This is a genomic window from Aeromonas sp. V90_14 (genome assembly GCF_029967615.1).
Taxonomy (GTDB): Bacteria; Pseudomonadota; Gammaproteobacteria; order Enterobacterales; family Aeromonadaceae; genus Aeromonas; species Aeromonas hydrophila.
In genome coordinates this window covers 99304-112695 of record NZ_JASCAS010000046.1, presented here as the reverse complement: position 1 = coordinate 112695, position 13392 = coordinate 99304, and the positions used below count along the sequence as shown (strand labels likewise).

Here is a 13392-nt window from a genome sequence, read left to right as displayed (position 1 = left end):
ACCTCAGGGAAGAATAAACTCAAACTTCTGTTTGAACTGTGTAACCGATCAAGCTTCTGCTTGTTGTTGCAAACGAATCCACATTGCCTGCACCAGCTTCTCGTCCTGCTCGGAGAGCTCACCCTGCAGGATGGCCTCGTTCAGGCTGCGCAGCACATAACTCTTTACATCCCGCACCAGGGTCTTGCCTTCCAGCTCGGCCCGCGCCACCGCCAGCGAGATGTGGCCGCGCAGATAACCCCCGGCAAACAGCTCATCGTCGGTCGCCGTGGCCACCATGCCGTCTATCAGTCCCAACAACTTGTGCTCAAAATCATGAATCGTCATTTAACGCAGCCTCATTTTCCGGGGTTGCCGGCAAAATAATTCGGGGGAGTGGAACCGCGATCCGGTTGATCACGGCTCTCTGGCGCCAGGCCAGCCGCATCCTTGATGTCCTATTCCGGGTTGGCCACCGGGTAGATGACCTGATCCTTGTATCCCGTGGTGATCCGCAGATAACCACTTAACGACCGGTTCAGCGCCGGGTCATCGGTATCCACCAGCAAGGGCCTGCCCGCAAGGGCCGCCAGCTTGGCTTTGGTGGCCAGGACCTGGATCTGGTCCCGCCCGACGGCCCGCAACACCTCTGGACTCAGTTGCTGATTTCCGCGCCCGAACAGATGTCCCTGACCGCCGATCAGGGTAATGATCAGCCGGCAGCGACGGCCACGGATCCGGGTCAGGATCTCGGCGGCGGACAGATCCTGCCCGATAAGCCGGCCATTTTCCACCAGATCCACACCGAGCAGGGTATTTTCGAGGCCGAGCTCAGTCATGCAGGCCGCCACCGTGCTACCGGAGCCCATCAGATAGAGGGTATCGGGCTCCATCTGCTCGACCACGCCGGCGGCGATGTCTGCCAACACCAGCTCTTCAGACTCGCGCCCCCCCTGCTTGACCGCCTGCACATAGCGCAGATCGCCGGGCACCTGCAGCTGGCCGTAATGGCGGGCGCGCACCTTGCCGGCGCGAAACGCCTCCTCGTCGATATCCATCACCTCGGCATCCACCAGACTCAGCAGCTCGCCGGCGATCATCCGGGCCGCCACCCGGCCGCTGGCGGCGGGCGTTACCCCATAGACCCCGGAGTGGATCTTGCAGCCGGCCGGAATACCGAGCACGTGGCACGCCTCCCCCACCGCCGCACAGATGTCCCGCGCGGTGCCATCACCGCCGGCAAACAGCAGCAGATCGACGCCCGCCTCGCGCATCCGTTCGGCGGCGATACGGGTATCGGCCGCCGTGGTGGCTGCTGCCGCGGGCTGATAAACGATGCGGCAAGGCAGGCCGAGCTCGCCGGCAAGCTCGGCCCCCATCTCGCCCGCCACCGTCAGCAGCTCGAAGCGGTCCGCCAGTTCACACAGCGGCAGCAGCGCCTGACGGGTCCGCTCGCGGGCCTTGGGAACGGCGCCACGGGCCAGCGCCTCGGCCACCATGCCGTCACTGCCCTTGAGTCCGACCGCGCCGCCGATGCCGGCGACCGGATTGATGATGAGTCCTAAACGAAACATGTGTTCCTCCCGTTGGATGGCCGCCATTTTTATCTTTTCCTGCCACTGGGACAAGCCATAACCCCCTGTTAGAATGCGCGGCTTCAACCCTCAATCAAAGTTCAACCAAGGTTCAATCATGCTGGAATGGATTGCAGACCCCTCCGCCTGGGTCGCGCTCGCCACCCTGACCCTGCTCGAGATCGTACTGGGCATCGACAACATCATCTTTATCTCCATCCTGGTCGGCCGCCTGCCGGAGGCACAGCGCCAGAAGGCGCGGATCCTGGGGCTGGGTCTCGCCATGGGTACCCGCATCCTGCTGCTGCTCTCCCTGGCCTGGGTGATGCGTCTCACCGAGCCCCTGTTCACCGTGCTGGGCGAGGCCATCTCGGGCCGCGATCTCATCCTGTTGCTGGGGGGTCTGTTCCTCATCGGCAAGAGTGCCCACGAAATCCACGCCACCCTGGAGGGCGCCGCCGAGCCAGAGAGCGTGAGCGCCGCCGCGTCCGGCTTCATCAGCACCCTGATCCAGATCGCCATTCTCGACATCGTCTTCAGCCTGGATTCGGTCATCACCGCCGTGGGCATGGCGGATCACGTGCCGGTCATGGTGCTGGCCATCATGATCGCCGTCTTCATCATGATGTTCGCCGCCAAGGCCATCGGTGATTTCGTCGACAACCACCCCACCATCAAGATGCTGGCCCTCTCCTTCCTCACCCTGGTCGGTTTCGCACTGATGGCCGAGGGGATGGATCTGCACATTCCGAAGGGCTACATCTACTTCGCCATGGCCTTCTCGCTGACGGTGGAGATGATCAACATCCGCCTGCGCAGTCACCACGACCGCGAAAAGCTCAAGCAGGAATAACTGCGAGCCACAAAAAAGAGCGCCATCAGGCGCTCTTTTTTTATCTACACAACCATGTCATTCATTGCTGATGACAATCGCCACGCGGCGGTTCTCGGCCCGACCAGCCGCTGTCTTGTTGTCGGCGATCGGATCGCGTTCACCACGGCCCCGGATGTCCAGGTTGGCCTGCGGCATACCCACCGATACCAGCACGTCGGCCACCGACTGCGCCCGCTTGTACGAGAGCTGATCGTTATAGTCCGCCGCCCCGTTGGAGTCGGTATGACCATCGATCCGCGCCCGGTTCAAGCCTACCTCCTGCAGGGTCTTGCCCAGTTTTTCCACCACCACGCGGGTCTTGGGGGTCAGGGCGCCGGCGTTGTTGGCAAACAGCACACGGTTGGAGAAGTCCAGAGTCCAACCCTCGTCGGTCAGGCGAAAGCCTTGCTCCTTGAGTACGGCGATCTGCGCTGCGGTCAGGCCGTGGGGGGCGCTTTGGCACCCCGCCAGCACGCTCAACAGCAGGCCGATCAAGCCGGTTTTCATCAGGACATGGATCTTCATTGTTATTTTTCCTCAGCAGAGACATCAAATTCCAGCTGGTCATGGAGCGCACGCTCCCGACGCAGCCGTTTGGCTTGGTACATGGCATGGTCCGCCTGCTGCAGCAGATCGGCGGCGGTCAGCCCCTGATCCGGATACAGCGCAATCCCGATGCTGACGGCGGCCAGCAGCTGGCTACCATCCCCCAGTACCACGGGGTCTGCCATGGCCTGCTGGATGCGGGTTACCACATCTTCCGCCTCGCCCACCTGGGACAAGGGGGTCAGCAGGATGGCAAACTCGTCACCCCCCAGACGGCATACCAGATCCATCGGCCGCAGCTGATGTTGTACCCGTCTGGCCAGGGCGATCAGCACGTCATCCCCGGCGGCATGGCCCAGGGTGTCGTTAATCTGCTTGAAGCGATCACAATCGAGGTAGAGCAGTGCAAAGCGCTCATCATGCAGCCGGCCGGTGGTCACAGCCTGATCCAGACGAGCCTCAAACAGAGCACGATTGGGCAAGCCGGTCAAGGCGTCATGGGTGGCCTGGTGCAGCAGGCTGGCATTCTCCCGCCGCTGGTGGGCCTGCCAGGCTTCCAGTTCGTCGAGCAGGGAGTTGAAATCCTGACCGAGCGCATGCAGCTCGGCGATGTTGGCCTCGGGCACCCGCATGGCGAGGATCCGCTGGCGGCTGACGCTGTGGGCCACCTGGGCCAGATCCTTGAGCGGCGCCGTGAGGGAGTTTTGCATCCGGCGCGCCACGTAGAGCGCCCCCAGGGTGCTGAGCACCAGGCAGAGCAGCATGGCCAGCAGGGTCTGCAACAGGAATAGCAGCAGGTATTGGCCGTGCCCCACCAGATGAATGCGGGCGATCTCCACCCCGCCCCGCAGCATGGGCTGATCCACCGGCCCCGGCAGAATGAGCCGCGCCAGATACTGCTCAAGACCGGACCAGGGGGTGCTCATGGCCCGGCTCCAACTGGCCAGCAGCTGGCCGCTCGGCAGATAGATGCTGGCTCGCGCCACATCCTCGTGGGTGGTGATGGCCTGCAGCGCCTCGCGGGCCGCCTCTTCGTCGTGGAACACCACGGCCGCTTCGCTGGTGTAGCTGATGGCCCGCGCCACCAGTTCCAGGTTGTGATCCGCATAGAGCCGCAGCGCCAGCAGGGCGATGCCGGTCAGCAGCACACCGGCCATGCAGACCGCCGTCAGGGACGTCACCAGGTGGGTGCGTCCCAGACTCTGTCGCAAGGTGAGACGCTGGTTGGGGGGGCGGAACAAGCCGATCATGAGCTCCCCTCATCGGCCTTGGCCAGCTTGAGCACGGCGGGATGCACCCGCACCCCGCTCCTGGCCAGAGCATCCAGATTGACCCGAAAACGGATCCGCTCCTTGCCGATCTGCAGGCAGAAGACGGAGTCGGCCACGCACTCGGTGCTGTGTTCGCTGATGCTGAGAATGGGGTAGCCGCGCAGCCGCTCGAACAGCGGCAGCCGTCGCTCGGGGGACAACACCCCCAGATAGAGCACGTCACACTGGGGGCCGATCGCCTTGTCATCGACGTCGTAGCGATGGACGCTGACCGGCCGGCCGTTGGCCTGCTGCTTGATGGAGAAGAGCGCGGTGGCGTACTCCGTCGGCGCCGCCACGCACAGGCGCAGCTCGCTCGGTTCAGTCGGCCAGCGGGTGTAGCTGAGAATGTCGAGCACGGTCTGGCGCACCTGCTCGGCTCGCAGCTCGGCCGAGGTCAGGGGGGGCGGCTCGGTGGAGAGGGCCAGCGTGCAAACCAGCGGCGCCAACCACGCCAGGATCCGGATCAGTGAAAAAGAGTGCATCGTGCCTGCGCTTAAGCCCACATCAGCACCCAGAAAGGGCGGTTGCCCGCGAGGGGTGAGCCGGATGGAAATAGTATTGAACTTGTCAGCAGCATGACAAGGCGCAGCCGACAGAGCAAGGGGCTGACCGGGCCGGCATCACAATAATGACGAGGGCCCACCCGTGCGTGAGCCCTGCAATAAAGTGCATTCATGGGGTTACTTCTTGTTGATCCCGTATTCCCGCAACTTGTTGGCAATGGCGGTGTGCGACACGCCCAGCCGTTTGGCCAGCTGGCGGGTGGAGGGAAACGCCGGGTAGAGCCGCTCCAGCAGCCGGCTCTCGAAGCGCTTCACCGCCTCGTCCAGTCCCCCTTCGAACCACTCGTCGATGAGCGGCATGGCGTCGGCCGCCACCGGCAGATCCACGTGCTCAGGGCCGATCTCGTCCCCTTCCAGCAAGGTCATGGCGCGGTAGAGGCAGTTGCGCAGCTGGCGCACGTTGCCCGGCCAGCGGTAGGCGGTCAGGTATTCGGCCATGTTGCGGGTAAAGCGCGGGCGCGGACGCTGCAATTCGCTGGCAAAGCGGGAGACGAACTGCTGCGCCAGCGCCATGATGTCCGCCTTGCGCTCTCGCAGCGGCGGCAGCGCCAGGCTCAGCACGTTGAGGCGATAGTAGAGGTCTTCCCGGAACTTGCCCTCGTGCACCAGATCCAGCAGCTGCTTCTGGGTGGTGCAGATGAAGCGCACGTTGACCTTCACCTCCTGCTCGTCACCGACCCGGCGGAACACGCCATCTTGCAGCACCCGCAGGAACTTGGTCTGCAGATGGGGGGACATGTCGCCGATCTCGTCCAGCATCAGGGTGCCGCCGCTCGCCAGCTCCAGTACCCCGCGCTTGCCCTCGGTGTTGTTGCCAAAGGCGCCGGGGGCGTAACCGAACAGCTCGCTCTCGGCCACGTTGTCCGGCATAGCCGCACAGTTCAGCGCCATGAAGGGGTGGCTGGAGCGCAGGCTGGCGCCGTGACAGGCGCGGGCCAGCAGCTCCTTGCCGGTACCGGTCTCGCCGACGATGAGCAGCGGCGCATCCTGCATCGCCAGCTTGCTCGCCTGGGCCAGTACCTGTTTCATCTTCTGGCTCTCGGCCTGCAGGTGTTCAAAGCCCCCCACTTCCACCGCGTGCAGTGCGCTGAAGTGCATGCCGACCCGGCGGGCGGATTTGAGTACCACCACGGCGCCGGCCAGGGCCTGTCTGCCCTTCTCTTCGGCCACGAACAGCGGCATCAGATCCGCCAGATACTCTTCGCCATTGATGCTGAGCTTGCAGGTCTGCGGCCGGATCTCGCTCGCTTCCAGCCAGCGGCTGAAGGAGAAGCCCTTGACCAGGGTGCCGAGCGCCACGCCGCGTACCTCCTCCACCGGCAGAGCCAGGGTGGTGAGGGCGGACTGGTTGGCCTGGGTCACCTTGCCCTTGGCATCGAGGGAGAAGACCAGATCCGGCAGCGCCTTGAGCAGCGCCTCGATCTCGTGGTGTTCGCGCTCGGAGGGCATGTAGGGGATGGTCTTGACGTCATAGACCCCGGGAATGCGGCGGATCTCCGGCATCAGGTGCTGGAAATCACGAAACTCCAGCTCGGGAAAGTTGAGATAGATGATGCCTGAGGTATCGATTTCGATGCCGCGCAGATCGATGTTGTGCTCCACCAGACGGTCGAGCAGTTCCCGGGTCAGGCCCAGGCGGTCTTCACAGCTGACTTCAAGACGCATTCGGGACACACTTCCTAGCTAACTCTATGAATGACCGGATAATACAGACTCGATCCCGCCAGTGCGAGCGCCAGCCCATAAAAATGCGGGCCCGCCCCGTTTTCACCGGGCAGGCCCGCGCCATCTACAGACGTTTATTTGAGCAGCTGGTCGGTAGGCGCCGCCATGATGAAGTCGTTGTGGTGCAAGCCACCTATCTTGTGGGTCCACTAGCTGGCGGTCACCATATCACCCACTCGATGAGTGAGGACGTCTTCACTTCAGCAGCTCATCCGTACGCGCCGCCATGATGAAGTCGTTGCGATGCAAGCCGCCTATCTTGTGGGTCCACCAGCTGACGGTCACCTTCCCCCATTCGGTCAGGATTGCCGGATGATGAAACTCCGCCTCTGCCAGTTCACCCAGCCGGTTGGTGAAGGCGAGCGCCTCCTTGAAGTTGCGAAAGGTGAATTCGCGCCGCAGCTGCAGCTCACCTTTCACCACCAGCGGCTGCCAGTCTGGGATGAGGCGCATCAGTTCGTTCAGCTCCTGCTCGCTCACCTTGGGGGCATCGGCGCGGCACGCTTCACACTGCTGGCTGGCCAGTTCGGACATGGGACTCTCCTTGTGTATCGATGAAAAGGGGGTAATCAAACACCGGCGGGCGGCTCAGCTCGCCTGCTTGCCGCCGGCCGGTGCAAAACGGGGGGGACGCAGCCCCAGGCGGCGCGCCTCGGCCACCATGGCCATGATGTCCTGCTCCGCCAGACGATAGAGCTCGCCAAGCTCGGGCAGCACGAAATAGGTGGGCTGCATGATGTCGATGCGATACGGGGTGCGCAGCACCTCGATGGGATCAAAGGGTTGCAGCACGGGTTGGCCGCCGAGGGCATAGGCGGTCTCGCCGATGGAGGAGAGAATGCCGCCGCCATAGATGCGCAGCCCCTTTGCCGTGGCCAAGAGGCCAAACTCCACCGTGAACCAGTAGAGCCGCGCCAGAAAGACCCGCTCCTCCTTGCCGGCCCGCAGGCCAAGCTGGCCGTAGATATGGGTGAAGTGGGCAAAAGCGGGGTTGGTCAGCATGGCGCAGTGGCCGAAGATCTCGTGAAAGATGTCGGGCTCCTGCAGATAATCGAGCTCGTCCCGACGGCGAATGAAGGTGGCCACCGGAAACTGGCGGTTGGCCAGCAGGGCAAAGAAGCGGTCAAAGGAGATGAGCGCCGGCACCGCCGCCACCGACCAGCCGGTGGCCGGCTGCAGCACGGCGTTGATCTGGGCCAGCTGGGGGATCCGATCCCGGGGCAGGTCGAGCCGCGCCAGCCCGGCCTGGTACTCGTCACAGGCCTTGCCCTCAAGCGCCGCCAGCTGGCGCGCGATCAGGATCTGCCAGGTGCCGTGCTCCTCGTCCGAGTAGTGGATCGTGCCCGCTTCATCCGGCTGGTGGGCGGTGTAGAGACTTGCCATGGGTGACTCCATCCTCTGGGTTGCGACCCGCCATCCGGGCGGTCAGGCGCCATTGCGCGATGGGATCACTGTAACGGTTTGCCCCCCAAAAAAGCAGCCGACCCAAGGGTCGGCTGCCGCTGACAATTGTAAATAATTTGTGACAACCACAATCGAGCCCTGGCCGGCCGTTCACCCCTTGTTGAGGTAGCCCGCCAGCTGGCCGATCAGCCGCTTGCGCAGCTCGCCGAGCCTGGGTTTCTCGTCCGCGCACCAGGGCAGCGGGCGACACGCTTCTATGGTGCGCAGGCCGAGGCGAGCGGTGAGCAGGCCGGCCCCTACCCCTTGGGCGGCGCGGGCGGAGAGCTTGGCGGTAAGCTCAGCCCCCAGCAAGTCCATCCCCACCTCGGTCACCAGCTCGGTGGCGCCGGCGTAGAGCATGTTGCGAAACACCTGACGAATGAGGCGAATGCGGCTCCAGTAGCCGAGCTCGATGGCGTAGACGTCGGCGATATCCTCGATCATCCGCAGGTTGCGCCACAGCATCAGCATCATGTCGACGGTGGCGAGCGGGCTCAGCGCCACCAGTACGGCGGCCTCCCCCGACCATTTGGCCACCCGCGCCTGCGCCAGCTTGTCGCGCTCGCCGAGCACCAGCTGGCTGTAGAGGGTCAGCACTTCCCGATCGCTGTGGCTCTCGTCGAGCTGGGCCAGCCAGGTCTGATACCCTTCGCGCCCCTTGTCACCGCTACGTTCGGCCAGCCCTTCGCAAAAGGCCTGGCCCTGGCCGACCCCCTGATGGGCCAGCAGATCTTCGGCCCGCGAGCGCACATCCTGGCGCCGCTTGAGGGTGCGCAGCCGCAGCCACTCGCGCCCCACCACGCCGGCGGTGCCCGCCGCCACCAGCGCCGAGGCCGCCAGCCAGGCGCCACCCCAGAGCGGGGTGGTAAGAAACTGATCGTAAAGGAAGGCGCCATATTGGCCCAAGGAGAGCACACCAACCGCCCCCAGCCCCCAAGCCAGCAGCCGATGACGGCGACGCGGCTTGATGACGAGGGCGCTCTCCACCTCGGTGAGATCTTCCAGCTCATCGAGGCGCTCGAAGCTCGCCTCCTCCAGTCGCTGGGCCGGCGCCGGCGCTCGCTCCTTCTCGGCTGCCGTCAACGCGGGCTCCAGGATCACCTTGCCCTGCAGCGGTGGCCGCTCTTTTATCTGATCGTTCATCGCCTTGTTCTCCTGAAAACAGTCTCCCGGGTACGGCGCAGGCAACCAGCCCGTGCCGCACACCGGTTATTCGAGGTGATCCCCGAGCAGAAACTCCAGCGCCGCATCGAGCCGGATATGGGGCAGCGCCTGATGGGCGCTCATGGGCAGCGGGCGAAACGCCTGAAAATCAAAGCCCTGATTGTTCCACCACTGGGCGGGCGGAATATGGGACGGCACCTCGCCCGGAAACAGCAGCAGCGGCTCACCGCTCAGGCTGGTGCCACGGATGGCGGGGAACTCGCGGCCATCGGCCACCCCCTTGCCCACCTCGGTCGCCTTGATGGCGGCCAGTGCCAGACACTCGGTGGCAATCCCCTCAAAGCGGGCCTGGCCGCGGCCGCTGCGCACCAGATGCTGCAGCAGGGAGACCATGGGGCCGTGCTGCTCCGGGGTGACGTGATCGGCCTTGCTCGCCACGAACAGCAACTTGTCGATGCGCGGCGAGAAGAGCCGGCGCCACCAGTTGCTCTTGCCGTAGGCAAAGCTCTCCATGATGCGGGCAATGGCCTGCTGCATGTCGCCAAAGCTGGCCGCGCCAGCGTTGAGGGGCTGCAGGCAATCCACCAGCACGATCTGGCGATCGAAACCGGCAAAATGCTGCTCATAAAAACCCTGCACCAGATGCTGCTTGTACTGCTCGAAGCGCTGCTTGAGGGTGGCGTAGAGGGTGCCTTCGGCGGGCTCGCTAGCAGGCATCGCCCACACCCAGGGCACGAACTGCAGCAGGGGGGCGCCGGCATACTCCCCCGGCAGCACGAAACGACCAGGCTGGATCAGGTGCAATCCCAGCTCCTGTTTGCAGGCATGCAGGTAGTCGGTGTAGCGCTCGGCGAGCTGGGCCACCGGCCGCTCCTCGAAGCCCTGATCCGCCTGCCATTCGGGTGCCAGCCAGCCGGCGGCAAGGGCCTGCAGCTCGGGGCGGCGCAGCTGCTCGCGCACCTGCTCGCTCCACTGCTCGTAGCTCATCTCAAGGAGCGGCAGGTCAAGCAGCCACTCCCCGGGGTAGTCCACCAGATCCACGTAGAGGGTGGAGATCTCCCCCAGGTGTTTGCGCAGGGGATGGCGGGTGCGATAGCGAATTTCGAGGCGCACCTCGGCCACCCCGCGAGTGGGCTCGGGCCAGGCCGGCGGATCGCCAAACAGGGCGTCGAGGCCGCGTTCGTAGGCAAAGGTGGGAATGTGGGCATTTTGCTGGGGCACCCGGCGGGCACCGAGGATGCGCCCCTGGCGCAGGGCATCCCACAGGGGCAGGCGGCCGTCGATGGCCGCGTGTTCCAGCTGGTTGACCAGCGCCGTGATGAAGGCCGTTTTGCCGCTGCGAGAGAGGCCGGTGACTGCCAGCCGGATGTGGCGATCCCGTACCCGGTTGACCACATCGTTCGCCCTGTGCTGCAGGCGATTGAACTGCTGTTCCAGTTTATTGAGTATCAAGGCTTGTCCTGTTCTCCCGTCCATCCAGAGCGAAGGAGGATGGCCGCTGCCACCCCGCGCGATGGCCCCCTGGCGCGGTGCCCGCCCTCAAAGGCCAGGACGTGCCGGCGGGGCCATCGCGCCGCTCAGGGTTACAAGTTGCGAAACTCCCGCTGCAGGGTGAACTCCTTGGAGGTCACCAGCTTCTCGATGCGCTGCAATCTGGGCTCCAGCCCATCCAGCTCCTGGCCGATGCGGGCAAGGGCCTGATGAGGAGTGATGCCCGCCTGCCAGCTGCGCGCCTTCATCCGCACCTCGGCAAAGTCGGCATCCTCCTGGGCGTAGAGGGTGACTGGCTTCTTGTCGAGCAGAAACCAGGCGGCCACGTAGGCGGTGAAGGTGATGAAACCGGCGAAGATGAGGCCGCTGATGGCCAGCAGCCGCACGATCCAGGTTTCCACCCCGAAGTACTCTGCCAGACCGGCACAGACCCCGGCTATCTTGCCGCGCTGGGGGTCACGATAGAGGTTGCGCCCTTCACGACTGATGCTGCTCATACCTTGTTCCTCCAGCCCGGGACTTCCGCATCCAGAATCGACTCCAGGGCGCCTACCCGCTCCTGCATCTTCTCGGCACGTACCAGCAGCCCCTGCAGCTGTTCACGCTCACCATCGGCGAGACCGGCACCAATGCGCCCCTTGGCGCGGTAGTGCAGCACCAGCCAGATGGGGGCCACCACCACCATGAAGACCACCATGGGAACCATCAATACACCCAGCAGATCTTCCATCTGTTACTCCCCCTGTTTCGGCGTGGTATCGCCTTGACCCAGCTTCTGGCGCATGGCCTCGAGCTCTTTGCTTATCTGATCGTCGGCTTCCAGTTCGGCAAACTGCTGGGCCAGCGCCTTGTCGGATTGTCCCAGATCGGCGCGGGCCTCCATCTCGTCGATGCGGCGCTCCATGCGCTCGAACTTGCTCACTACCGCCTGGCTGTCGCCACGGGCAACCTGGCTCTGCACGTTGAGACGACTGCTGGCCGCTTCGCTGCGAATGGCCATCGCCTTCTGGCGGGCACGGGCATCTTCCAGCTTGGCTTCCAGCTGACGGATCTCCTCCCCCAGCTTGGCGATGCCGCTGTCCACCGCCTGCTGCTCGCGCTCGAGGCCGTCGGCCAGCTCGGCCTGCTTCTTCTTCTCGATGAGGGCCGCGCGGGCCAAGTCTTCCCGTCCCTTGCTCAGGGCCAGCTCGGCCTTGCCCTGCCACTCGGCGACCCGCTCCTGATGGCGGCTGACCTGACGGCCGATCTCTTTCTGGTTGGCGAGGAAGCGAGCCAGATTGGAGCGCTCCTTCACCAGCTCGTCTTCCATCTCCTGGATGATCAGGCGCACCATCTTCTGGGGATCTTCTGCCTTGTCGAGCAGGGCCGTCAGGTTGGAATTGATGATGTCGGCCAGGCGGGAAAAAATACTCATGATTGTACTCCTGTGGTTGGCATACGTTGTTTCTCCATTGACAATGGCAACTTGTGTGCCAATCTGGAACAGAATTTAACTTGTTGATTTATATGGGGCAGATAAGTCGAGTTTCAAGATGCGCCACACAAGTAATGATTAGAATCACCAACTTTTGGTAAGATTGACCAGCTTTCAACGATTCACGGGGATGACTATGACCACGGCCACGGAAAGCCTGTTGGGGGAATCCAACGCATTTCTCGAGATCATTGAGCAGGCCTCCCGCCTGGCGCCGCTGCGCAAGCCCGTGCTGATTATCGGCGAACGGGGGACCGGCAAGGAGCTCATCGCCCACCGCCTACATTATCTCTCGGCGCGCTGGGATCAAAGCTTTGTCACCGTCAACTGCGCCACCTTGAGCGAGAGTCTGCTGGAGACCGAGCTGTTCGGCCACGAGGCCGGCTCCTTCACCGGCGCCGCCAAGCGCCACCAGGGCCGCTTCGAACGGGCCGATGGCGGCACCCTCTTCCTTGACGAACTGGCCACCACCAGCGCGCGGGTGCAGGAAAAACTGCTGCGGGTCATCGAATACGGCGAGTTCGAGCGGGTGGGTGGCGCCAAGGCCCTCAAGGTGGATGTGCGACTGGTGTGTGCCACCAACGAGGATCTGCCGGCGCTGGCCGACAAGGGGCAGTTTCGCCACGACCTGCTGGACCGGCTCGCCTTCGACGTCATCACCCTGCCTCCGCTGCGGGAGCGGCGCGAAGATATTCTGATGCTGGCGGAACACTTCGCCCACGGCATGACCCGGGAGCTCGGCTATCCGCTGTTTGCCGGGTTCTCGCGCAAGGCGACCCAGTTGCTGCTGGATTACCCCTGGCCCGGCAACGTGCGGGAGCTGAAAAACGTGGTGGAACGCAGCATCTACCGCCAGGGCAACCCCCAGTTGCCGCTGGCCGAGCTGGTGCTCAACCCGTTCGATTCCCCCTGGCGCCCTCTGGTCCCGGCGACGGTCACGACCACTGTCCAGTTGGAGCAGGCGCCGACGGTGACACCGGACTCCCCCGCCCTGCCGCTGGATCTCAAACAGGCGGTGGCGGGCTACGAGATTAATTTACTCAAGCAAGCGCTGCAGCAATCCCAGTATAATCAGCGCAAAGCCGCCCAACTGCTGGCCCTGAGCTATCACCAGTTCCGCGGCATGCTGCGCAAATACCAGCTGCTGGACAGTGACAACGATGCGGATTAATCACCCGGGCAGCCTGCCCCAGAGCGGCACCCACCCCTTGCCGGCCCCGTCGCCGGCAACTTCGTATAAAAACAT

The 13392-nt window shown here is 64.0% G+C and carries 15 protein-coding genes and 1 pseudogene; 2 read left to right on the top strand and 14 right to left on the bottom strand.

Translation table 11 applies throughout. The features are described 5' to 3' along the window. Positions 1-48 precede the first annotated feature (48 nt). The gene (locus tag QLG02_RS19965) at positions 49-327 is read right to left on the bottom strand and encodes a YfcL family protein (protein ID WP_011705767.1); all 279 of its coding nucleotides are present in this window, start codon (positions 325-327) and stop codon (positions 49-51) included. Positions 328-437: 110 nt separating this feature from the next. Further along, positions 438-1553 (bottom strand): ATP-NAD kinase family protein, encoded by a 1116-nt coding sequence (locus tag QLG02_RS19960; RefSeq protein ID WP_041216318.1) that lies wholly within the window; start codon positions 1551-1553, stop codon positions 438-440. A gap of 118 nt (positions 1554-1671) precedes the next feature. Between QLG02_RS19960 and QLG02_RS19955 the strand changes: the two genes are divergently transcribed. Beyond that, positions 1672-2406 carry a TerC family protein gene (locus tag QLG02_RS19955; RefSeq protein WP_016350476.1) on the top strand — a complete coding sequence of 245 codons (735 nt, stop codon included), beginning with the start codon at positions 1672-1674 and terminating at the stop codon, positions 2404-2406. Positions 2407-2463: 57 nt separating this feature from the next. Here QLG02_RS19955 and QLG02_RS19950 read toward each other — a convergent pair whose 3' ends face one another. From QLG02_RS19950 to pspA, 12 genes and pseudogenes are all read right to left on the bottom strand, one after another. After that, positions 2464-2952, bottom strand: a complete 489-nt coding sequence (locus QLG02_RS19950) for an OmpA family protein (RefSeq protein ID WP_029303240.1) — start codon at positions 2950-2952, stop codon at positions 2464-2466. Between the two features lie 2 nt (positions 2953-2954). Further along, a complete protein-coding gene (locus QLG02_RS19945; protein WP_039214590.1) occupies positions 2955-4223 on the bottom strand; it encodes a diguanylate cyclase in 1269 nt (422 codons plus the stop codon). Then, positions 4220-4768: a YfiR family protein gene (locus tag QLG02_RS19940; protein WP_282465969.1), complete on the bottom strand. Its 549-nt coding sequence runs from the start codon at positions 4766-4768 to the stop codon at positions 4220-4222. Before QLG02_RS19940 ends, QLG02_RS19945 begins: the two co-directional genes overlap by 4 nt. A gap of 198 nt (positions 4769-4966) precedes the next feature. Then, on the bottom strand, positions 4967-6514 hold the full coding sequence (tyrR, locus tag QLG02_RS19935) for a transcriptional regulator TyrR (RefSeq protein ID WP_085735165.1): 1548 nt from the start codon (positions 6512-6514) through the stop codon (positions 4967-4969). Between the two features lie 134 nt (positions 6515-6648). Next, positions 6649-6738: pseudogene (locus QLG02_RS19930) on the bottom strand (4a-hydroxytetrahydrobiopterin dehydratase); the annotation flags it as partial. A gap of 31 nt (positions 6739-6769) precedes the next feature. After that, entirely contained in the window at positions 6770-7108 is a 339-nt protein-coding gene (locus tag QLG02_RS19925; RefSeq protein ID WP_011705759.1) for a 4a-hydroxytetrahydrobiopterin dehydratase, read from the bottom strand. A gap of 54 nt (positions 7109-7162) precedes the next feature. Continuing rightward, positions 7163-7957, bottom strand: a complete 795-nt coding sequence (phhA, locus tag QLG02_RS19920; RefSeq protein ID WP_282465968.1) for a phenylalanine 4-monooxygenase — start codon at positions 7955-7957, stop codon at positions 7163-7165. A 171-nt stretch (positions 7958-8128) separates the two neighbouring features. Next, positions 8129-9160, bottom strand: coding sequence for a TIGR01620 family protein (locus tag QLG02_RS19915; protein ID WP_219305661.1), 1032 nt, complete (start codon positions 9158-9160; stop codon positions 8129-8131). A 66-nt stretch (positions 9161-9226) separates the two neighbouring features. Beyond that, on the bottom strand, positions 9227-10633 hold the full coding sequence (locus QLG02_RS19910) for a YcjX family protein (RefSeq protein ID WP_282465967.1): 1407 nt from the start codon (positions 10631-10633) through the stop codon (positions 9227-9229). A gap of 131 nt (positions 10634-10764) precedes the next feature. Next, positions 10765-11169 (bottom strand): envelope stress response membrane protein PspC, encoded by a 405-nt coding sequence (gene pspC, locus QLG02_RS19905; RefSeq protein WP_016350467.1) that lies wholly within the window; start codon positions 11167-11169, stop codon positions 10765-10767. Continuing rightward, positions 11166-11402, bottom strand: a complete 237-nt coding sequence (gene pspB / locus QLG02_RS19900) for an envelope stress response membrane protein PspB (RefSeq protein ID WP_005300084.1) — start codon at positions 11400-11402, stop codon at positions 11166-11168. The genes pspC and pspB overlap by 4 nt, the downstream gene beginning before the upstream one ends. Positions 11403-11405: 3 nt before the next feature. After that, positions 11406-12086, bottom strand: a complete 681-nt coding sequence (gene pspA / locus QLG02_RS19895; RefSeq protein WP_011705754.1) for a phage shock protein PspA — start codon at positions 12084-12086, stop codon at positions 11406-11408. A 196-nt stretch (positions 12087-12282) separates the two neighbouring features. Here pspA and pspF point away from each other — a divergent pair, with 196 nt between their 5' ends. Then, entirely contained in the window at positions 12283-13317 is a 1035-nt protein-coding gene (pspF, locus tag QLG02_RS19890; protein ID WP_273766894.1) for a phage shock protein operon transcriptional activator, read from the top strand. The last annotated feature ends 75 nt before the right edge of the window (positions 13318-13392 follow it).

Excerpts from the sequence above, each read along its gene's own strand:
- pspF (WP_273766894.1), top strand. The coding sequence starts at position 12,283 with ATGACCACGGCCACGGAAAGCCTGTTGGGGGAATCCAACGCATTTCTC.
- pspB (WP_005300084.1), bottom strand. The coding sequence starts at position 11,402 with ATGGAAGATCTGCTGGGTGTATTGATGGTTCCCATGGTGGTCTTCATG.
- QLG02_RS19955 (WP_016350476.1), top strand. The coding sequence starts at position 1,672 with ATGCTGGAATGGATTGCAGACCCCTCCGCCTGGGTCGCGCTCGCCACC.
- QLG02_RS19925 (WP_011705759.1), bottom strand. The coding sequence starts at position 7,108 with ATGTCCGAACTGGCCAGCCAGCAGTGTGAAGCGTGCCGCGCCGATGCC.
- QLG02_RS19940 (WP_282465969.1), bottom strand. The coding sequence starts at position 4,768 with ATGCACTCTTTTTCACTGATCCGGATCCTGGCGTGGTTGGCGCCGCTG.
- QLG02_RS19965 (WP_011705767.1), bottom strand. The coding sequence starts at position 327 with ATGACGATTCATGATTTTGAGCACAAGTTGTTGGGACTGATAGACGGC.
- QLG02_RS19945 (WP_039214590.1), bottom strand. The coding sequence starts at position 4,223 with ATGATCGGCTTGTTCCGCCCCCCCAACCAGCGTCTCACCTTGCGACAG.
- pspA (WP_011705754.1), bottom strand. The coding sequence starts at position 12,086 with ATGAGTATTTTTTCCCGCCTGGCCGACATCATCAATTCCAACCTGACG.
- tyrR (WP_085735165.1), bottom strand. The coding sequence starts at position 6,514 with ATGCGTCTTGAAGTCAGCTGTGAAGACCGCCTGGGCCTGACCCGGGAA.
- phhA (WP_282465968.1), bottom strand. The coding sequence starts at position 7,957 with ATGGCAAGTCTCTACACCGCCCACCAGCCGGATGAAGCGGGCACGATC.
- pspC (WP_016350467.1), bottom strand. The coding sequence starts at position 11,169 with ATGAGCAGCATCAGTCGTGAAGGGCGCAACCTCTATCGTGACCCCCAG.
- QLG02_RS19950 (WP_029303240.1), bottom strand. The coding sequence starts at position 2,952 with ATGAAGATCCATGTCCTGATGAAAACCGGCTTGATCGGCCTGCTGTTG.
- QLG02_RS19915 (WP_219305661.1), bottom strand. The coding sequence starts at position 9,160 with ATGAACGATCAGATAAAAGAGCGGCCACCGCTGCAGGGCAAGGTGATC.
- QLG02_RS19960 (WP_041216318.1), bottom strand. The coding sequence starts at position 1,553 with ATGTTTCGTTTAGGACTCATCATCAATCCGGTCGCCGGCATCGGCGGC.